Annotated in this window: 16 protein-coding genes; 15 read left to right on the top strand and 1 reads right to left on the bottom strand. The window is 72.3% G+C overall.

What is annotated here, in order from left to right; translation table 11 throughout:
• The first annotated feature begins 20 nt into the window (after positions 1–20).
• The 3 genes from E1262_RS13120 to E1262_RS13110 are packed head-to-tail and all read left to right on the top strand — an operon-like array spanning position 21 to position 4,320.
• On the top strand, positions 21–2,651 hold the full coding sequence (locus tag E1262_RS13120; protein WP_132103586.1) for a valine--tRNA ligase: 2,631 nt from the start codon (positions 21–23) through the stop codon (positions 2,649–2,651).
• Complete coding sequence (locus tag E1262_RS13115) at positions 2,648–3,979, top strand: bifunctional folylpolyglutamate synthase/dihydrofolate synthase (protein WP_132103585.1); 1,332 nt, start codon at positions 2,648–2,650, stop codon at positions 3,977–3,979. The genes E1262_RS13120 and E1262_RS13115 overlap by 4 nt, the downstream gene beginning before the upstream one ends.
• On the top strand, positions 3,976–4,320 hold the full coding sequence (locus tag E1262_RS13110) for a DUF4233 domain-containing protein (RefSeq protein WP_132103584.1): 345 nt from the start codon (positions 3,976–3,978) through the stop codon (positions 4,318–4,320). Before E1262_RS13115 ends, E1262_RS13110 begins: the two co-directional genes overlap by 4 nt.
• Before the next feature lie 457 nt (positions 4,321–4,777).
• Here E1262_RS13110 and ndk read toward each other — a convergent pair whose 3' ends face one another.
• On the bottom strand, positions 4,778–5,185 hold the full coding sequence (gene ndk / locus E1262_RS13105) for a nucleoside-diphosphate kinase (protein ID WP_119662497.1): 408 nt from the start codon (positions 5,183–5,185) through the stop codon (positions 4,778–4,780).
• Between the two features lie 369 nt (positions 5,186–5,554).
• On the opposite strand from ndk, the gene E1262_RS13100 reads away from it, so the two are divergent.
• The 12 genes from E1262_RS13100 to E1262_RS13045 all read left to right on the top strand — a co-directional run bounded on the left by E1262_RS13100 (position 5,555) and on the right by E1262_RS13045 (position 20,066).
• Positions 5,555–6,283 (top strand): SAF domain-containing protein, encoded by a 729-nt coding sequence (locus E1262_RS13100; RefSeq protein ID WP_132103582.1) that lies wholly within the window; start codon positions 5,555–5,557, stop codon positions 6,281–6,283.
• A gap of 4 nt (positions 6,284–6,287) precedes the next feature.
• Positions 6,288–7,067 carry a CpaE/TadZ family protein gene (locus E1262_RS13095; protein ID WP_132103581.1) on the top strand — a complete coding sequence of 260 codons (780 nt, stop codon included), beginning with the start codon at positions 6,288–6,290 and terminating at the stop codon, positions 7,065–7,067.
• Between the two features lie 5 nt (positions 7,068–7,072).
• Positions 7,073–8,377, top strand: a complete 1,305-nt coding sequence (locus E1262_RS13090; protein WP_132103580.1) for a TadA family conjugal transfer-associated ATPase — start codon at positions 7,073–7,075, stop codon at positions 8,375–8,377.
• Complete coding sequence (locus tag E1262_RS13085; protein WP_132103579.1) at positions 8,374–9,234, top strand: type II secretion system F family protein; 861 nt, start codon at positions 8,374–8,376, stop codon at positions 9,232–9,234. The genes E1262_RS13090 and E1262_RS13085 overlap by 4 nt, the downstream gene beginning before the upstream one ends.
• Positions 9,231–10,151, top strand: a complete 921-nt coding sequence (locus tag E1262_RS13080; protein WP_132103578.1) for a type II secretion system F family protein — start codon at positions 9,231–9,233, stop codon at positions 10,149–10,151. Before E1262_RS13085 ends, E1262_RS13080 begins: the two co-directional genes overlap by 4 nt.
• A 47-nt stretch (positions 10,152–10,198) precedes the next feature.
• Complete coding sequence (locus E1262_RS13075) at positions 10,199–10,432, top strand: hypothetical protein (RefSeq protein ID WP_203453826.1); 234 nt, start codon at positions 10,199–10,201, stop codon at positions 10,430–10,432.
• A 7-nt stretch (positions 10,433–10,439) separates the two neighbouring features.
• Complete coding sequence (locus tag E1262_RS13070) at positions 10,440–10,859, top strand: TadE/TadG family type IV pilus assembly protein (protein WP_132103577.1); 420 nt, start codon at positions 10,440–10,442, stop codon at positions 10,857–10,859.
• A gap of 47 nt (positions 10,860–10,906) precedes the next feature.
• Positions 10,907–11,281, top strand: a complete 375-nt coding sequence (locus tag E1262_RS13065; RefSeq protein ID WP_132103576.1) for a TadE family protein — start codon at positions 10,907–10,909, stop codon at positions 11,279–11,281.
• Entirely contained in the window at positions 11,278–11,709 is a 432-nt protein-coding gene (locus tag E1262_RS13060; protein ID WP_203453825.1) for a TadE/TadG family type IV pilus assembly protein, read from the top strand. The genes E1262_RS13065 and E1262_RS13060 overlap by 4 nt, the downstream gene beginning before the upstream one ends.
• The gene (locus E1262_RS13055) at positions 11,706–14,687 is read left to right on the top strand and encodes an AfsR/SARP family transcriptional regulator (RefSeq protein ID WP_132103575.1); all 2,982 of its coding nucleotides are present in this window, start codon (positions 11,706–11,708) and stop codon (positions 14,685–14,687) included. The genes E1262_RS13060 and E1262_RS13055 overlap by 4 nt, the downstream gene beginning before the upstream one ends.
• A gap of 361 nt (positions 14,688–15,048) precedes the next feature.
• Positions 15,049–15,219, top strand: a complete 171-nt coding sequence (locus tag E1262_RS32070) for a WXG100 family type VII secretion target (protein ID WP_420810522.1) — start codon at positions 15,049–15,051, stop codon at positions 15,217–15,219.
• Between the two features lie 176 nt (positions 15,220–15,395).
• Entirely contained in the window at positions 15,396–20,066 is a 4,671-nt protein-coding gene (locus E1262_RS13045) for an FtsK/SpoIIIE domain-containing protein (protein ID WP_132103573.1), read from the top strand.
• The last annotated feature ends 7 nt before the right edge of the window (positions 20,067–20,073 follow it).

Below are 20,073 nucleotides of genomic sequence, written 5' to 3'. Positions count from 1 at the left end.
GCGCAGTAGAATTCCGCGGCGTGACCCAGTCGACTCGCCCCGAGCCCACCCTGCCGTCCGTCTACGACCCGGCGGCGGTAGAGGCGCCCCTCTACCAGGGCTGGGTCGACCGCGGCTATTTCGAGGCCGACGAGAAGAGCGACAAGCCTCCGTACTGCATCGTCATCCCGCCGCCCAACGTCACCGGCTCGCTGCACCTGGGCCACGCGTTCGAGCACACGCTCATCGACGCGCTGGTCCGGCGGCGGCGCATGCAGGGCTACGAGGCGCTGTGGATGCCCGGCATGGACCACGCTGGCATCGCCACCCAGAACGTCGTCGAGCGCGAGCTGGCCAAGACCGGACACTCCCGCCATGATCTAGGGCGCGAGGCGTTCGTCGAGAAGGTCTGGGAGTGGAAGGCCGAGTCCGGCGGCAAGATCCTCGCGCAGATGCGCCGGCTCGGCGACGGCGTCGCCTGGAGCCGCGAGCGGTTCACCATGGACGAGGGCTTGTCGCGCGCCGTCCAGACCATCTTCAAGCGGCTCTACGACGACGAGCTCATCTACCGCGCCGAGCGGATCATCAACTGGTGCGTCCGTTGCCACACCGCGCTGTCCGACATCGAGGTGGAGCACAGCGACGACGAGGGCGAGCTGATCTCGATCCGCTACAGCGACGACGTCGTCGTGGCCACCACCCGGGCCGAGACCATGCTCGGCGACACCGCCGTGGCCGTGCACCCCGACGACGACCGGTACAGGCACCTCATCGGCACCGAGATCGAGCTGCCGCTGACCGGCCGGCGCATCCCGATCGTCGGCGACGCGCACGTCGACCCGTCGTTCGGCACCGGCATGGTCAAGGTGACCCCGGCGCACGACCCCAACGACTTCGAGATCGGCCGCCGGCACGACCTCCCGATGCTCACCATCATGGACGAGCAGGGCGTCATCACCGCGCACGGCCCGTTCCAGGGGCTGGACCGCTTCGAGGCCCGGCCGGCCGTCGTCGCGGCGCTGCGAGAGGAGGGCCGCATCGTCTCCGAGAAGCGGCCGTACCTGCACGCCGTCGGCCACTGCTCGCGGTGCAAGACCGTCGTCGAGCCGCGGCTGTCGCTGCAGTGGTGGGTCCGCGTCGGCCCGCTCGCCAAGGCCGCCGGCGACGCCGTCCGCGACGGCCGGGTGGCCATCCACCCGAAGTCAATGGAGTCGCGCTGGTTCGGCTGGGTCGACGACATGCACGACTGGTGCATCTCGCGGCAGCTGTGGTGGGGGCACCGCATCCCGGTCTGGTACGGGCCCGACGGCGAGGTCGTCTGCGTCGGCCCGGACGACCCGGAGCCGACCGGCGAGGGCTGGGTGCAGGACGAGGACGTGCTCGACACCTGGTTCTCGTCGGCGCTGTGGCCGTTCTCGACGCTCGGCTGGCCCGACGAGACCCCGGCGCTGGAGAAGTTCTACCCGAACCAGGTGCTGGTCACCGGCTACGACATCCTGTTCTTCTGGGTGGCCCGGATGATGATGTTCGGGCTCTACGCGCACGCCGACGCCGAGCCCGAGAAGGCGATTCCCTTTCACACCATCGCCCTGCACGGCATGGTCCGCGACGAGCGCGGCAAGAAGATGTCCAAGTCGTTCGGCAACGCCGTCGACCCGCTGGACTGGATGGACGCCTACGGCTCCGACGCGCTGCGCTTCACCCTGGCCCGCGGCGCGAACCCCGGCGCCGACGTCCCGATCGGTGAAGACTGGGTCCAGGCGTCGCGCAACTTCTGCAACAAGCTGTGGAACGCCACGCGGTTCGCGCTGATCAGCGGCGCCCGCGTGGGTGAGCTGCCGCCGTCGGAGGAGCTGACCGCCGTCGACCGATGGATCCTGTCGCGGCTGAACGCCGTCCTCGCCGAGGTCGACGCGCTCTTCGAGGACTACCAGTTCGCGAAGGCCAGTGACTCGCTCTACCACTTCGCGTGGGACGAGTTCTGCGACTGGTACGTCGAGCTGGCCAAGACGCAGCTGGCCGCGGGTGGCGACGTCGCCGACCGGACCCAGCTGGTGCTCGGCCACGTCCTCGACCGCCTGCTGCGCGTGCTGCACCCGGTGACGCCGTTCGTCACCGAGGCGCTGTGGACGACGCTCACCGGCGCGGAGTCGCTGGTGGTCGCCGAGTGGCCGGCGCCTGACGCGTCCCGGCGCGACGCCGCCGCCGAGGCCACCGTCGCCGAGCTGCAGCGGCTGGTCACCGAGGTCCGCCGGTTCCGCAGTGACCAGGGACTCAAACCCGGCCAGAAAGTGCCGGCCCGGGTCAGCGCGGCGGCGTCCGGCAGGTTCGTGTTGGCCCAGCACCAGGCCGCGTTCCGGTCGTTGACCCGGCTGACCGAGCCGTCCGACGAGTTCACCGCCACCGCGCAGGTCGTCGTCGGCGCCGTCACCGTCGAGCTGGACCTCTCGGGCGCCGTCGACGTCGAGGCCGAGCGCAAGCGCCTGAGCAAGGACCTCGCGAACGAGCGGAAGGCGCTGGAGCAGGCGCTCCGCAAGCTGGGCAACGAGCAGTTCCTCGCCAAGGCGCCGGAGTCCGAGGTCGAGAAGGTCCGCGGCCGGCGCAGCGCAGCCGAGGCCGAGATCGCCCGGCTCGAGGCCCAGCTGGCCGGCCTGCCGCAGGGCACGCCGTGAGCGACGACGTCCTGGGCGGCATCGAGGCCGAGCTGCTGGCCCGGCGTCCGGAGTCGCGGGTCGAGCCGTCGCTGGAGCGCATCCGTGACCTCGTCGACCTGCTCGGCAACCCGCAGCGGGCGTATCCCGTCCTGCATATCGGCGGCACCAACGGCAAGACGTCGACGGCGCGCATGGCCGACGCCCTGCTGCGAGAACTGAACCTGCGCACCGGCAGGTACACCAGCCCGCACCTGCAGTCGGTCACCGAGCGCGTCGTGGTCGACGGCGAGCCGATCGCGCCGCAGCGGTTCGCCGCCACGTACGCCGAGGTCAAGCCCTACCTCGACCTCGTCGACTCCAAGCACGACGTCGCGCTGGGCTACTTCGAGGTGCTGACGGCGCTGGCCTACGCCGTGTTCGCCGACACCCCGGTCGAGGCCGCCGTCGTCGAGGTCGGCATGGGCGGCGCGTGGGACGCCACCAACGTCGCCGACGGCCGGGTCGCGGTCGTCACCCCGATCGCCATCGACCACGTCGAGTACCTCGGCGACACCATCGAGGAGATCGCCACCGAGAAGGCCGGCATCATCAAGCCCGGCGGGTACGCGATCCTCGGCCCGCAGACCGCTGCCGCGGCGCAGATCCTGCTGGCGCGCGTCGCCGAGACCGGCGCGACGGTCGCCCGGCAGGGCCTGGAGTTCGGCCTGCGCAGCCGCGAGATGGCCGTCGGCGGTCAGCTCATCGGCCTGCAGGGGCTCACCGGCCCGTACGACGAGATCTTCCTGCCGCTGCACGGCGAGTACCAGGCGCACAACGCGGCGGCCGCGCTGGCAGCGGTCGAGGCGTTCGTCGGCGGCGGACGCGAGCCGCTCGACGCCGACCTCGTCCGGGCCGCGTTCGCGCGCGTCACCTCGCCCGGCCGGCTGGAGGCGCTGCGCCGCGGCCCGGTCGTCCTGGCCGACGCCGCGCACAACCCGGCGGGCGCCGCGGCGCTCGCGGCGGCACTCACCGAGGAGTTCGCCGGCACCGCGCTGGTCGCCGTCGTCGCCGCCATGGCCGACAAGGACGTCGAGGGCATCCTCACCGAGCTGGAGCCCGTGGTCGAGGCCGTCGTCGTCACGGAGAACTCCTCGCCGCGCACCATGCCGGTCGACCAGCTGGCCAACATCGCCGTCGACGTGTTCGGCCAGGACCGCGTCCACCAGGCGGTGCCGCTGCCCGAGGCGATCGACGCCGGTCTGCGGCTGGCCGAGCGCGAGGAGTCGCTCGGCGGTTACGGCGTCGTGGTCACCGGCTCCGTCGTGACGGCGGGCGACGCGCGGGTGGCGTTCGGGGCGGACTCGTGAACCGGATCGCCGCCACCATCCTGTCGATCCAGATGATCGTCGTGCTGCTGGCGGTCCCGGTCGCCATCAACATCGCCGACGTCGGCCGCGGCGCGGCCTGGCTGGCCGGCGGCGGGATCGCGCTGCTGTGCGTGCTCGGCGCGGCGACGGTGCGTCGCGGGCGGCCGGGGTACGTGCTCGGGACGGCGGCCCAGGTGGGCTCGGTGGCCGCCGGCTTCGTCGTGCCGGAGATGCTGATCCTGGGCGGGATCTTCGCGGTGCTGTGGTTCGTGCTGCTGCGCATCGGCCCGCAGGTCGAGCGCGAGAAGGCGGCCCGCGAAGCGGAGCAGGACGGCGGCTGAGTGGCGTTCGCCGGGTGTGCCGTTGGTCGGGTTCGTACCGTCGCCGTCCCCCTGCTGCCCATTCTCTTAGCCGCGCACCCGTGCCTCAAGTCCGCGCCTCTGTGGTCGCGCTTCGCTGTGGTCGGGGGCTTGGACTTGACCCACGGCTGCCGTGCCTAAGAACGGGCAGCTATCAGGGGGACGGGGCGAGTCTGGGCACACCTCGATGTGCGCCGGCGTGGTTCGGTGTGCCGTCGGTGCCTGTGGACAGCGTTGATCATCAACGATCGCGTACATCACCAGGATTACCTGAGCCTCGACACGATTGCAGGCGTGGTGGAGCACCAGAAAACCTGGTGGTGGCTCGCGAATCACGGTGAAATCTCACTACGTGGACACCCAGCGCCGGCCGACGCCGCACCCCCGGCGAACCCGACGTGACCGACCCACGGATCGTGTCTACGAGTTCATTTCGGGCTCAGAGGCCGGGGAACCAGAGGTCGAGCTCGCGCTTCGCGGCTTCGGGCGAGTCAGAGGCGTGCACGAGGTTCTCGGAGTTGGACAGCGCGAAGTCGCCGCGGATGGTACCCGGTGCGGCCTTGCGGCCGTCGGTGGCGCCGTTCATCGCCCGCACGACGTCGATGGCCTGGTCGCCGTCGAGCACCAGCGCGACCAGCGGGCCGCCGGTGACGAACTCGCGCAGCGCGGGGTAAAACGGCTTGTCGACGTGCTCGGCGTAGTGCGCGTCCGACAGCGTGGGGTCGATGGTGCGCTGGTCCATGGCGACGATGGTCAGGCCCTTGCGTTCGTAGCGGGCCAGAATCTCCCCGACCAGGCCGCGGCGGACGGCGTCGGGCTTGATCAGGACGAGCGTGCGCTCGGACACGGGTGCTCCTGTGCGGTCGTGTGGATCGGCAATGTCCCCGACAGTAGCCAATGACACCGCCACCGCCATCCTCAGGTGCGCGGCGGCACGATGAAAGCGTCGTGAAAGCGGCCGCCGGTAGCGTCCACGGTGCTGGATGCGCATCCGGCAAGGGGCATGACCACGGTCAGGCATCCAAGGTAAGGTTCCCCCGAACGTCCAGGGGGCAGCGGGGTTGTTTGCACGTCGAAGCGTCCGGCGACGCGGCGTCCGAACCGGTCGCCTCGGGCCGGTGCTCCGATCCGAGTCCCCCCGGCTGCGCCCGGCCGTCCCGGCCGGTTCGGGAGGGCAGCGACGGGGGCGACGAGGCAGGAGCGGTAGAGGCACCTCATGGCGGGGACAACTCAGACGACTGACGCGGCCAACGAGCGCCAGCGCGCGCGGGAACAGCGCGGCATCCGCAGCAACCAACGGGTCCGTGTCGAGAGCGCGCGGCTGCCGTCGCCGCCGCGCCAGCGCCGTCCAGCTCTGGCCGCGCTCGCGGTGCTGCTCATCGTGGGCGGCGCCGCGGTCGCCGCGTTGCTGGCCATGCGGGTCGACGAGCGCACGCCGGTCCTGGTCGTGACCGAGCCGATCGCCGCGGGGGAGCGGATCACCGAGGCCAAACTGAGCACCACACAGGTAGCGGCGGAAGGCACCGAACTCATCCCGGAGTCCGACCTGGAGCAGGCCCTCACGTTCAACGCCCGTGTGAACCTCCAGCCGGGCCAGTTGCTCGACACTCAGATGCTGACCGACCAGCCGCCGCTGGGCGAGGGACAGGTGGCCGTCGGCGCGTTCCTCGGCCAGGGCTTCCTGCCGGCCGGCGGCCTGCAGGCCGGCGACATCGTCGACCTCGTCTCGATCGTCACCGGCGAGGGCGAGACGGTCGTCGAGGGCGCGCGGGTCGCCTCGGCCACGGCGGCCGAGGGGGCCGACCAGGCCGGCGGCACCGGCTCACTGGTCACGCTGCTGGTCGACCGCGGCGACGCCGCCACCGTCGGCGGCCTCGCGGCCACCAGCCAGCTCGTCGTCACGCTGGTCGAGCGGGGCGTCCCGTTCGAGTCCGGGGAGGAATGACCCGGTGCTCATCGCGTTCGCGTCCGCCAAGGGCTCCCCGGGCGTGACCACCACGGTCAACGCCCTCGGGGCCATCTGGCCGTCCGACGTCGTGGTCGCCGACTTCGATCCGGCCGGTGGCGACCTCGCTCTGCGCCACCGCGACGCCGAGGGCGAGCCGCTCGATCCCGAGCGCGGACTGCTGTCGCTGGCCGCCGCCGCGCGCCGGGGCGTCGCCGAGGCCAACATGGCCGAGCACCTGCAGACCGCCGACGGGGGGCTCGACCTGCTGGCCGGCGTCGTCCGGCCCGAGCAGCTCACCGGTATCGGCTCGGTGTGGCCGGCGATGGCCACCATGCTCAAGACCCTGCCGGTCGACGCGCTGGTCGACTGCGGCCGCATCGTCCCCGGCACCCCACTGCTGCCGGTCATGAACGCCGCCGACGCCGTCGTCTTCGTGGTCCGGCCGGGCATCGAGTACTACGCGCACCTGCGCGAGCGGCTGCGCTGGCTGGCCGAGCCGCTGCAGATCGGCAAGGCCGGCAGCATCCCGGTCGGCATCGTGCTGGTCACCGACAGCCGCGACACCGCGGGCCCGCGCGACCTCGACCGGCTGCTCCAGCACGACGGCCACCAGGTCACCGTGCTGGGCCGCATCGCCGACGACCCCAAGGCCGCCGGTGCCCTGGCCGGGCGGTGGAGCCGCCGCATCGACCGCTCGCTGCTCGTGCGTTCGGCGCGCGAGCTCAGCGACTCCGTGCGCACGCTGGCCCAGGCGCACACGCGCATCCCGAGCAGGAGCTGACCACGGTGGACCAGAACCTCGTCCGCACCCTCCGCGAGGAGGTCGCCGACACGCTCGCCCGGCAGCGCCGCGACGACGCCGCCAACGGCATCCCGCCGATGTCCGGCGAGGACGAGCGGCAGTTCGCCCGCGCGGTCATCAGCCGGGTCCTCGACGCGCACGCCCGGACCGAGATCGCGGCCGGGCGCACGCCGCCGTCGGCGGAGGAAGAGGAGGAGATCTCCTCCGGCATCCACGCCGCGTTGTTCGGCGTCGGCCGGCTGCAGCCGCTGCTCGACGACCTCGATGTCGAGAACATCGACATCAACGGCTGCGACCAGGTCTTCATCCAGTACGCCGACGGCCGCGAGGTGGTCGGCGCACCGGTCGCCGAGAGCGACGACGAGCTGGTCGAGCTGGTGCAGATCCTGGGCGCCTACTCCGGCCTCACCAGCCGCCCGTTCGACTCCGCGAACCCGCAGCTGGACCTGCGGCTGCCCGACGGCAGCCGCCTCTCGGCCGTCATGGGCGTCTGTGCTCGGCCGGCCATCTCGATCCGGCGCGCCCGGCTGTCGCGGGTGCACCTGGACGACCTCGTCGGCTACGGCTCGGTGACGGAGGAGCTGGCCGCGTTCCTGTCCGCCGCCGTCGCGGCGCGCAAGAACATCATGATCGCCGGGGCCACCAACGCCGGCAAGACCACCATGCTGCGCGCGCTGGCCAACGAGATCCCGCCGTCCGAGCGGCTCATCACCGTCGAACGGGCGCTCGAGCTGGGCCTGGGCGAGTTCGCCGACCTGCACCCGAACGTCGTCGCGTTCGAGGAGCGGCTGCCCAACTCCGAGGGCCAGGGCGCCATCACCATGGCCGAGCTGGTCCGCCGCAGCCTGCGCATGAACCCCAGCCGGGTCATCGTGGGCGAGGTGCTCGGCGACGAGATCGTCACCATGCTCAACGCGATGAGCCAGGGGAACGACGGCTCGCTGTCGACCATTCACGCCAACAGCTCTATCGAGGTGTTCAACCGCATCTCGACGTACGCCATCCAATCGGTCGAGCGGCTGCCGGTCGAGGCGACGATGATGCTCATCGCCGGCGCCATCGACTTCGTGGTGTTCGTCGAGAAGCGCAACGAGTTCGCCGAGGGCGGCCGGCTGCGCCGGTTCGTCTCCAGCATCCGCGAGATCAACGGCGTCGACGGCCGGGTGCTGTCCAGCGAGATCTTCGCCGCGGGCCCCGACGGCGTCGCCGTGCCAGCCGCGCCCATCGCCTGCATCGACGACCTCATCGCGGTGGGCTACGACGCCACAGCGAGCCAGGTGATCGCGTGAGCCCGACCATCCTGCTCATCACCCTGCTCGGGGCCGCCATCGGCGCCTCGGTGCTGCTGCTGATCCTCGCGATCCGCGGCAGCGAGCCGAAGCCGCCGACGCCGGGCTCGTCCCGCTCGGTGGTCGAGCGGCTGGGGCGGCAGACGGTGTATGGCATCATCGCCGGCGTCGCGGCGCTGGCGCTCACCCAGTGGCCGGTCGCGGCCATCGGCGCCGGCCTGCTGGTCGCGTTCTGGCCGGCGCTGTTCGGCGGGGCGAAGGAGGAGCGGACGTCCATCGCCCGCCTGGAGGGCCTGGCGTCGTGGACGGAGTCGCTGCGCGACACCATCGCCGGCGCCGTCGGCCTCGAGCAGGCCATCCCGGCCACCGTGTACGCCGCCTCGCCGTCCATCCAGCCGCAGCTGCGGCTGCTGGCCGACCGGCTGCGCATCCGCATGCCGATGCCCGAGGCGCTGGAGCGGTTCGCCGACGACCTCGACGACGCCAGCGCCGACCTCGTCGTGTCCGCGCTCATCCTCAACGCCCGGTTGCGCGGCCCCGGCCTGCGGCAGGTGCTCTCGTCGCTGGCCGACTCCGCCCGCGCCGAGCTCGACATGCGCCAGCGGGTCATGGCCGGCCGGGCCAGCACCCGCCGCTCGGTGCAGATCGTCGTCGGGGTCAGCCTGTTCTTCATGGTCGGCCTGTCGATCATCAACCGCGACTTCGTCGAGCCGTACAACTCGCCGGCCGGGCAGCTCGTGCTGGGCGTCGTCATCGCCATCTTCGCCATCGGCTTCCTGTGGATGCGCCGGCTGGCCAAGTTCGAGACGCCGGGCCGCTTCCTGGTCACCGCCGAGCCCGGGGAGGTGCGGGCATGACGCTGATCCTGGTCGCGGGCGCCATCGCCGGTGCAGGCGCGTTGCTGCTCGGCTACGTGCTCTCGGTGCCGCGGGTCAACCCGGCCGCGGCGCTGGCCCGCCTCGACGCCGAGCGCAGCCGGGCCCGGCGCGACCGCCTCACCGCCGCCGCGGTCACCAGCGGCGCCGGCGAGTCGGCCGCGATGCGCAAGCTCGGCGGCCGGCTGCGTGGCACGCTCGAAGGCGTCGGGATCAACCTGGGCTCGCTGCGCCGCGACCTCTCGCTGCTCGGCCGGTCCGTGGAAGGGCACCTGGCGACCTCGGTGCTGGCCGCGCTGCTGGGCTTCCTGATGCCCGTGGTGCTGGCCGCGATCCTCTCGGTCGCGAACATCGGCCTGAGCATCCCGGCGGGCACGGTGATCGGGATCGTGCTCGCGCTGGTCTTCGGCCTCATCCCCACGCTGTCGGCGCGGTCCAGCGCGGCCGACCGCCGCCGCGACTTCCGCCACGTAGTCGGCTCGTTCCTCGACCTCGTCGCCATGAACCTCGCCGGCGGCCGCGGCGTCCCCGAGGCGTTGCAGGCGGCGTCCTCGCTCAGCGACGGCTGGGCCATGGTGCGCATCCGCGATACCCTCCTGACCGCCCGGCTGCACGGCGTCACGCCATGGGCTGCGCTGGGCGAACTGGGCGACGAGGTCGGCGTCGACGAACTGCGCGATCTCGCCGCGGCGCTGGCGCTGGTGGCCGAGGACGGCGCCAAGGTGCGCGAGTCGCTGGCCGCGCGGGCCAGCTCGTTGCGCCGTCGCGAACTTGCCGAGATCGAGGGGAAGGCCGGGCAGCGCTCGCAGTCCATGCTGGTCGCCCAGCTGGTGCTGTGCTGCGGCTTCCTGCTCTTCCTCGTCTACCCCGCGCTGATGGGGGTGCTGGAGCAGAGTTGATCCCCCAGAATCACGGCCCGAACCAAACACGACCAGGAGACACCCCCATGAAGCTGAACCTCTCGCCAGCCGGCCCGCTGGGCTGGCTGCTGTTGAGCCTGCAGGTGCACACCGAGCGGGCCCGCCGCGCGCCCGAGCGCGGCGCGTCGGCCATCGAGTTCGTCATCATCACGGCGATCCTCGTGGCGCTCGCCGCGGCGGTCGGCGTGGTGATCTACCGCCTGGTCACCGACGAGGCCGAGTCCATCGACATCCCGGACGCTCCCGGCGGGGGGCTCTGACGGACCGATGAACGTCGTCCAGGCGCGGATCGCACGGCTGCGGTCGAGACCAGAGCGGGGCGCGAGCGCGATCGAGCTCGCGATGTACACCCCGATCATGTTCTTGATCATCTTCATCATCGTGCAGTTCTCGCTGACCTGGCACGGCAACCAGATCGCCGCGGCGGCCGCCCGCGAGGCGGCCCGGACGGCGCGGATCGGCGGCGGCACGCCGGCGGCGCTGGCGGCGGCGGAGACCCGTGGCCGCGAGTACGCCGACGCCGTCGGGAACGGCCACCTGGTCATCACCAGCATCGAGGCGATCCAGGTGGGCGACAACGTCCGCGTCACCGTCCGCGGCCGGTCCACGGAGATCATCAACAACCTGGCTCCCGAGGTCTCGCAGACCATCGAGGGCCCCATCGAGCAGTTCGTCCCGGACCTGTGATCACGAGACTGCGGGCCGCGCGCGCGGCGAGGAGAGAGGAGGGATCCATGGCCATCGAGGTCGTGATCCTCGCCCCTGTCCTCATCGCGGTCATGATGCTGATCGTCGGGCTCGGCCGGTACGTCGACCGCCGCGGCGACGTCGAGGCGATGGCGCGCGACGCCGTGCGGTCGGCGTCGCTGCAGCGTGACGTCGCGTCGGCGCGGCAGGCCGCGCAGGCCATCGTCGACAGCACCCGGCCCGACGGCGTCACCTGCGCGCCGATCCAGCTCGGCGGCACGTTCGCGCCGGGCGAGATGATCAGCGTCCGGGTCAGCTGCCAGGTCAGCTTCGGCGAGCTCGGGTTCGCCGGCTTCCCGGGCAGCGCCACGCTCGCGGGCGAGAGCTTCGCGCCCATCGACGAGCTGCGGGGGACGCTGTGAGGCGCGCGGCCCGGTCCGAGCGGGGCGCCATCAGCGCGATGGTCGTCACGCTGATCGTCATGTTGTTCATGCTGGCCGGACTGGTCATCGACGGAGGGTTCGCCATCAACGCGCGGCAGCGCCTTTTCGACGACGCCGAACAGGCGGCCCGCTCGGCCGCCAACCAGATCGACATCGAGGCGCTGCGCGAGACGGGCCAGGTGGTCCTGCTGGAGTCCGAGGCGCGGCAGGCCGCGGTCGACTACATGACCGCACGCGGCTACGACGCCGGCCGGGTGACCGTGCAGGTGAACGGCGACGAGGTGTTCGTGCACGCCGAGGACACCGTGAACACGTCGCTGCTGCAGCTGATCTTCATCGACGACTTCGCCATCGAGGGCCAGGCCACCTCACGGCCGGCGGTCGGCATCACGGGGGAATTGCCATGAGCGAAACGAGGGGACCGGGCACAGGTCGCCGCACGCGCAGGGCCGCGCAGACGCGCCAGAATGACAGTGCGGCGCAGCGGCCGCAGACCCGCACCGAGCGCACAGCCCGGCCGGTGTCGCCGATCGAGGCGTCGGTGACGGCGACCGCGTCGCTGCGCGAGACCGGGCCGCAGCGGTTCCAGCGCCGCGGCGTGCCGGAGGCCAAGCGCAGCTTGCCGCAGGCCATCGCGGCCGGGTTCGCGCTCGCGCTGCTGGTCATCGGTCTGCCGGTGCTGCTGCTGATCCTGGGCGGCCCGCCGCCTATCCCGACGTCGCTGCCGACCCGCGACGACCTCACCGCCACCATCGGCGCCGAGCAGCTGGTCGGCGTGCTGCTGTGGGTGGTGTGGCTGGCCTGGCTGCAGTTCACCGTCTGCGTGCTGATCGAGCTGCGCAGCGCCGTGCGTGGCGTCGGACTGCCCAGCCGGGTGCCGCTGTCCGGGCCGACCCAGCGGTTCGCCCGCGCGCTGGTCGCGTCGGTGCTGGTGGCCACCGCGGCCGTCGGCCAGGCCGCGGCCGCCTCGCCGGCCGCGGCGCCGGAGGCCCCGCCGGTCGGCACCAGCGTCACCGCAGAGGCCTACGACGGCCAGGCCGAGGTCACCGTGCAGCAGGAGACGCCGCCGGCCGCGGCACCCGTAACCGAGGAGGTGGAGTACCGCCTGGGCGACATGGTGCTCGACCCCGAGGAGGGCGCCGAGCTGGTCGGCCAGAAGGTCTACATCGTGCAGCCGCCGGACGGCCGCTACCACGACAACCTCTGGGACATCGCCGAGCGCACGCTGGGCGACGGCCGGCGCTACCAGGAGATCTTCGAGCTCAACCGCGGCCGCACCCAGCCCGACGGGCACGAGCTGTCGCTGGCCCGGCTGATCTACCCGAACTGGCTGCTCATCGTACCGGCCGACGCCGTCGGCGTGGACGTCGTCACGGCGGAGACGCCGGTGCCGGAGACCCCGCCCGCGCCGCCGGCCACCCCGCCGGTCGCGCCCGACGAGGGCGGCGGCCAGCAGGAGGGCATCGGCGAGGCCGGGGCCGGCCTGTTCGCCGACTTCGTCGCCACCGGCGAGGCCGAGACGGTCAACACCAACCCGCACGCCGGGCTCATCGACGCCGGGCTGCTGGCGGCGGGCGTGCTGGCCGCGCTGGAGCTGGTCCGCCGGCGGCGGCGCACGCCGGAGCCGGGCGGCGACGAGGTCGAGGCCGAGGTGGCGCTGCGCATCGGCGCCGACCCCGACCGCGCCCGCTGGCTCGACTACGCGCTGCGGCACCTGGCCGTGGCGTGCCAGGAGGCCGGCCGGCCGCTGCCCCCGGTCTACGCCGCGGTGGTCGACAGCACCTCGGTCGAGCTGCTGCTGGCGCCCGCCCGGGCCGACGCGCCGGAGCCGTGGTCGGTGCTCGACGAAGGCCGCCGCTGGATCCTGGCCCGCTCCGACGTCGCCGTCGACCCGGAGCTGCGGGGCCGGGTGCTGGCGCCGTTCCCCGGGCTGGTCTCGTTGGGCCGCAGCGGCGACCGCGACGTCCTCGTCGACCTCGAGGCGGCCGGCGGCCCCATCTGCATCGACGGCGACCCCGAGGCCACCTTCGAGGTGGTCACCGCGCTGGCGGTCGAGCTGGCCACCAACCAGTGGTCCGACCACCTGCGGGTCACCGCCGATGGCCTGCCCGATGCGCTGAGCGTCTTCGATCCTGGCCGGCTGCGGCTGGTCGACGGCGTCGAGCCGCTGCTGCCGGAGCTGGCCGCCCGCCGCGCCGACCGGCTCGGCGCCGATGTGCTCACCGGCCGGGTCCGCCCGGGCGGCGCCGGCACCTGGATGCCGGAGTACCTCGTGCTCGGCACGCCGCCCACCGGCGAGCTGGCCGAGCAGCTGGTCGCGCTGACGAACGCCGCCGGCCGGTCGCCGCTCGGCGTGGTCTGCGCCGGCGACGTGCCGGGCGCGCGCTGGCGCATCCACGTCGACGCCGCCGGCACCCTGGAGCTGCCGGCCTTGGGGCTGTCCGTGCGGGCCAACCAGCTGTCATGGCGCAGCATCGAGGCGCTGGTCGGGCTGGTCGACCCCGACCGCAGCCACGACCCCGACCCCGCCGGCCCGAACTTCAACGAGGCCTGGCTGCCGGAGATCCGGCCAGAGGTGCCGCAGGTGCGCACGCTGGTCACGGAGGCAGAGCTGGCCACGGCGCCGGTCCGGGTGTACATCCTGGGCCCGGTGGTGGTGCAGGCCCGCACCGAGATCGAGGCGGAGCGCCGCGCGCTGGCCACCGAGATCGTCGTGCACCTGGCGCTGCACCGCGAGGGGGTGCACCCGACGGTGCTGGCGGCGGCCGTGTGGCCGCGCGGCGTCACCGCGGCGGTGCGCGAGTCGACCTTCGCCCGGGTGCGCGAGTGGCTCGGCGTCGACCGCGCCGGCTCGCCGTACCTGCTCATGACCGAGGACGGCCGGCTGAAGCTGAGCGACGCCGTCGTCCTGGACTGGGACGTCGTGTGCGCGCTGCTCAGCCAGGCGCGGCAGGTGCGGCGCCCGTCCGAGGAGGCCGACCTGCTGCGCCGGGCGCTGCGGGTGGCCCGCGGCCCGGTGCTCAGCGAGCGGCCGCAGGGTCGCTACGCCTGGATCGCCCGGGCCCGCGTCGAACGCGTGGCGTCTGACCTGCTGGTCGACGCCGCGCACCGGTTGTCCGTCATCACCCGCGACGGCGGCGACCCGGCCACGGCGGCAGCCGCGGCCCGGGCCGGGCTGCGGGTCAGGCCGGCGGAGCAGCTGCTCTGGCGCGACCTGATCCTCGCCCAGCACGCCGTCGACGGGCGAGGCGGCGTCATGGCGGTGGAGGGCGAGATGAGCGAGACCCTCCTCGGCATCGGCGGCATCGAGCTCGCGCCGGAGACGGCCGCGCTGCTCGAGGAGCTGGTGCCGGGCGGCGGAGGGAGACATCGCGATCTCGCTTAGTCGTGGGCACCTTGTATTGTCGAAGGAGGTACCCGGAAACGTCTCGGGATAGTTTCTTTGAAAGGGAACGATAATTGCCGTCGAGGGCTACCCGACGCCCTCGGGCCAATAGCTCCGTTCCATTACCGAAATCATCTCGAGAGAAATTGGAAAAAGGCCGCTCCTGCAGTTGCAAAATGCGCGACGGCCGGTAGAATTTCCAGTGTCGTGCCACACCCGACGTGGTGGGGCCTAGTCATTCACGAGGGAGTAAAGAACCATGGGTGTAGGTGCAGAACTTGGGACTCTCCGGGAACTCCACGGGACGTTCACCAGGAACTCCGAGTCCGCTCAGACGATCAAGACCGAGGTTGACAACGGTGTGGCGAACGCGGTCTGGACCGGCCGCTACTCCGACGACTTCCGCGGTGCGTGGGAGGAATACCGCACCAACCTGGACACGCTGCGCGACGCGCTGACCGGCGCTGCGGACGACGTGCGGGTCAACCACAACAACATCGCTGAAGCCACCGGCGAGCCGGACCGTATCTGACAGTCGGCCGACGTTGGCTGAATGGGTGGCCCACTTCCATTGAATGGATTTGGGCCACCCATTCAACGGCCCGGTTCGGCCGGGTAGTCCGAAGCGCTGTAAAGCGCGACACTTGCGCACGAGTACGATAGTTCGTGAGTATGCCATCACGCTGAACGCGGAAACGGGACGGTTACGTGCGGCTGTTGCTGAGCGCCACCGCATCGGGCGACGGCGATGTCGTCGACCTCGCCATCGACTGTGAGGACGAGGCCACCATCGCCGACATCGCCCGGCAGCTCGCTGCCCGGGTGCGCCCGGCGCCCGAGCCGCACGTCGTCCGCACCGCCGGCCGCCACCTGGGCGTCGTGGGCGAGAGCGTCCTCGACGACGCCACGGCGGCGGCCGACCCGCCGCCCACCCTCTATCTCGGCGGCACCCCGCTCGACCCTGCCACGCGGGTCGCGGAGTCGTCGCTGCGCAACGGTGCCCTGGTGGGCGTCGGCTTGCCGCTGCCCGACGTGTTCGGCGAGCGCACCGGCGTGGTCCAGGTGCGCACCGTGTCCGGTCCGGGCTCCGGTCACGTCGATTACCTCTCGCCCGGCAGCCACGAGATCGGCAGCCGGGCCGGGTCCGCCGTCCACCTGTACGGCGAGGACACCCCGCCCGTGGCCGCCCGCCTCGACGTCGCCGTCGACGGCACCGTCACGCTGACACCCGACCCGTCGCTGGTCGGCGTGCTGGTCCCGCCGCCGGTCCGGGAACGGCTGCTGGAGGGTCCCATCGTGGTGCCGAAGGACGAGGAGCCACCGCCCGAGAAGAGGCGGCGCCGGCGCCGGCGCCGGTTCAAGAAGCGCATGGAGGAGCTGGCCCGGCTCAAGCACCCCAACCTCACCGTCGACCCCGAGGCCGACCGGCCGTTCCTGCACCTCGACCGCGTGCCGGTGGACGGCCCAGTCACCTGGCCGCCGGGCGGCGCGCTGGTGGTCGGCGACGTCGTGCTCGAGCTGGCGCTGCCGGCCGATCCGGACGCCTCGCTGTCGCCCAGTCCGGGCGGCGTCACGCTTGACTACAACCGACCGCCCCGGCTGCTGCCGCCGCCACGGCAGACGGAGTTCCGGCTGCCCACCGAGCCGCGCAAGCCCGACAAGGAGCCCATGCCGTGGGCCATCTCGCTGGCGCCGGCGATCATGGGCGGGGCGATGTTCTACTTCACCCGCTCGCCGTTCAGCCTGATGATCATGATCATCACGCCGATCATGATGATCTCGCGCTACCGCAGCACGAAGACCCAGCAGCAGACGCGGTACCACGACGAGATGAGGACCTACGTCGACCGCATCCGCAACATCGAGAGCCAGGCCTACACCGGGCTGGTGACGGAGCGGTCGGCCCGCCGGCGCGACCTCCCCGACCCCGCCACGCTGTTGCTGTTCGCCACCGGCCCGAGGTCCCGGCTCTGGGAGCGGCGGCGCACCGATCCCGACTTCATGCAGGTGCGGGTCGGCACCGCGGACGTGCCCAGCGAGGTCTCCATGACCGACCCCGCGCGCGAAGAGCACGAGCGCGTGCTGCACTGGACGGCGCCCGACGTCCCGGTCGGCGTGCCGCTCGAACAGGCCGGCGTCACCGGCGTGGCCGGGCGCGACGACATCCGCCGGCGTGTGGCCGGCTGGATGGCCGCCCAGGTCGCGACGCTGCACAGCCCCGCCGACGTCGACATAGTGGTGCTCTCCGACTCCGACGGCGGCGCGGCCTGGAACTGGATGCGCTGGCTGCCGCACGTGCGCCGCGGCGAGGACTCCGACGTCATCGCGGGCATCGGCGCAGACGAGGAGACCACCGGCCGCCGGGTGGCCGAGCTGATGTCGATCATGGAGCGGCGCAAGGCCGTCCTCAACGACCGCGGCGGCGGCATGCTGGCGAAGCGCGAGATCACGTTCCCGCCGATCCTCGTGCTGCTCGACGGCGCCCGGCGGATCCGGCTGCTACCCGGTCTCATCACGCTGCTGCGCGAGGGGCCGCGCCTGGGGCTGACCTTCCTCTGCCTCGACGCCGACGAGCGGCTCCTGCCCGAGGAGTGCCGCGTCGTCGTGTCGATCGGCGAGTTCGGCACCGCCACGGTGCGCCAGACCGGCCAGCCGACGGTCGAGGGCATCCGGCTCGACGTCGTGTCCGCGGAGTGGTGCGAGCGGCTCGGCCGTGCCCTGGCGCCGGTCAAGGACGTCAGCTCCGAGGACCTCTCGTCGTCGCTCCCGTCGTCGAGCCGGTTGCTCGACGTGCTCAAGCTCGACCCGCCGACCGCTGAGGCCATCCAGGGCTGGTGGGCCAGCATCGGGCGCACCACCAGGGCGGTCATCGGCGAGGGCATGGACGGCCCGTTCTCGGTCGACATCAAGGCAGACGGCCCGCACGGCCTGGTGGCCGGCACCACCGGTTCCGGCAAGTCCGAGCTGCTCCAGACGCTCATCGCCTCGCTGTCGGTGGCCAACCGGCCCGACGAGATGACGTTCGTGCTGGTCGACTACAAGGGCGGGGCGGCGTTCAAGGACTGCAACAACCTCGCCCACACCGTCGGCATGGTCACCGACCTCGACGGCCACCTCACCACCCGGGCCCTGGACAGCCTCGCCGCCGAGCTGCACCGCCGCGAGCACCAGCTGGCGAAGGCGGGGAAGAAGGACATCGAGGACTACCTCGCCGCCAAGGGGCCCGGCGACGACCCGATGCCGCGGCTGTTGATCATCATCGACGAGTTCGCCGCGCTGGTCACCGAGCTGCCCGACTTCGTCAAGGGCCTCGTCGACATCGCCCGCCGCGGCCGCTCGCTCGGTGTGCACCTGCTGCTGGCCACCCAGCGGCCGGCCGGCGTCGTCAGTTCCGAGATCAAATCCAACACCAACCTGCGGATCGCGCTGCGGGTCACCGACGGCAACGACAGCCAGGACGTCATCGAGGCGAAGGACGCGGCGGAGATCTCCAAGTCCACCCCGGGCCGCGCCTACGCCAGGCTCGGCGCGGCGTCGCTGGTCGCGTTCCAGTCCTCCCGCGTCGGTGGCCGGCCGCACGCGCCCGACGCCCAGGTCACCGTCGACCTGCGCCAGCTCGAGTGGGACAGTCTCGGCCGGGCGCCGAAGAAGGCCGACGACGGCGACAAGGACGAGGACGTGACCATCCCCACTGACCTCGAGAGCCTGGTCACGGCCATCAACGAGGCGTCGCAGCGGTCCGGCATCGCCGCGCCGCCACCGCCGTGGCTGCCGCCGCTCGAGGACGTCGTCACGCTCGACCAGGTGCTGACCGACGCCGAGGCCGTCATCGAGACCGGCCGCGCGATCCGGCTCCCCTTCGGCGTCGTCGACGTCCCCCGTGAGCAGCGCCGCTCGGTGGCGTCCTACGACCTCTCCGGCGGCGGGCACCTGGGCATCATCGGCGCGCCGCGCAGCGGGCGGTCCACTGCCCTGCGCGCTGTCGCCGGCCTGGTCGGCCGCGCCTTGTCGCCCCGCGACGTCCACCTCTACGGCGTCGACTGCGGCAACAACGCGCTGCTGCCGATGGTCGGGCTGCCGCACACCGGCGCCGTCGTCAGCCGCGACCAGCCCGAGCGGCTCTCGGCGCTGTCGGCCCGCATCCGCGCCGAGATCGGCCGGCGACAGCAGATCCTGGCCGAGCAGGGCTTCTCCGACCTCAGCGAGCAGCGGGCGGCCGCGGCGCCGGACGCCCGGCTGCCGTACCTGCTGGTGCTGTTCGACCGGTGGGAGGGCTTCGTCCAGTCGTTCGAGAACTTCGACAGCGGCCGGCTCATCGATCAGTGGATGCAGATCCTCCAGGAGGGCCCGGGCGTCGGCGTCAAGGTCGTCATGACGGCCGACCGGACGGCGCTCGTTGGCCGCGTCTCGGCACTGGTCGAGGACAAGATGATGCTGCGCATGACCGACAACGGCGACTTCGGCAACATCGGCATGAACCCGAAGAAGGTGCCCGAGCACATGCCGCCCGGCCGCGGCTTCCGCGCCGAGGGCCTGCGTGAGACCCAGATCGCGCTGCTCACCGACGACGTCGAGGGCACCGCGCAGGTGTCCGCGCTGCAGCAGATCGCCCGCGAGGCCAAGGAGCGGCACGCCGACGTGCCGCGCCGGTTCCTGCCGTTCCGGGTCGACCAGCTGCCGGCGCGCATCAGCTACACCGACGCGCTGGCGCTCGCCGAGCGGCCGCTGGCGCCGACGGAGCTGCCCGTGGCGGTCGGTGGCGACACCCTCACGCTGCGCGTCCTCGACGCCATCGACCACGGCCCTGGCATCCTCGTCCTCGGCCCGCGCCGGTCCGGACGCAGCACCACGCTGCTCACGATGGCCCGATCGATGCTGGAGCGCGACTGGAAGCTGCTGGTCATCACGCCGCGGCGCAGTCCGCTGAACGCCCTGGCCGGCCGCTCCGGGGTCGAGGCCGTCATCGACCTCGAGGCTGACAAGGACGCGACCACCAAGCTTTACGACTCCATGGTGCCGGAGAAGGGCGGCCGGCCGAGCGCGGTCGTCGTCGACGACATGGAGCTGATGGGGGTCGACGGCTGGATGGTCGACCTGCTGACGAAGCACCTGCCGAAGCTGCGCGACACCGGCAGCGTCATCGTCGCCGCCGGCACGACCGACGACCTCGGCAGCAGCTATCGCGGCCCCGCCGCGGTGCTGAAGAAGTCGCGTTCCGGTGTGCTCCTGTCGCCGGGCGCGCCGGCCGACGGCGACCACTTCGGCATCAAGCTGCCGCGGTCGCTGACCGGGGGCATGCCGCCGGGCCGCGGCCTGTTCTCCGCGGCGGGGCAGTGGCAGCTGGTGCAGGTGCCGGAGACGACGGTGGAGAAGCAATGAATGGGAT

This window comes from Jiangella aurantiaca, assembly GCF_004349105.1.
Lineage (GTDB): Bacteria > Actinomycetota > Actinomycetes > Jiangellales > Jiangellaceae > Jiangella > Jiangella aurantiaca.
This window is presented reverse-complemented; position numbering and strand designations above follow the sequence as displayed.

What these genes read in the sequence shown, in the direction of transcription:
- E1262_RS13075 (WP_203453826.1), top strand. Translation starts at nt 10,199, where the DNA reads ATGAAGCTGAACCTCTCGCCAGCCGGCCCGCTGGGCTGGCTGCTGTTG.
- E1262_RS13080 (WP_132103578.1), top strand. Translation starts at nt 9,231, where the DNA reads ATGACGCTGATCCTGGTCGCGGGCGCCATCGCCGGTGCAGGCGCGTTG.
- E1262_RS13070 (WP_132103577.1), top strand. Translation starts at nt 10,440, where the DNA reads ATGAACGTCGTCCAGGCGCGGATCGCACGGCTGCGGTCGAGACCAGAG.
- E1262_RS13065 (WP_132103576.1), top strand. Translation starts at nt 10,907, where the DNA reads ATGGCCATCGAGGTCGTGATCCTCGCCCCTGTCCTCATCGCGGTCATG.
- E1262_RS13055 (WP_132103575.1), top strand. Translation starts at nt 11,706, where the DNA reads ATGAGCGAAACGAGGGGACCGGGCACAGGTCGCCGCACGCGCAGGGCC.
- E1262_RS13100 (WP_132103582.1), top strand. Translation starts at nt 5,555, where the DNA reads ATGGCGGGGACAACTCAGACGACTGACGCGGCCAACGAGCGCCAGCGC.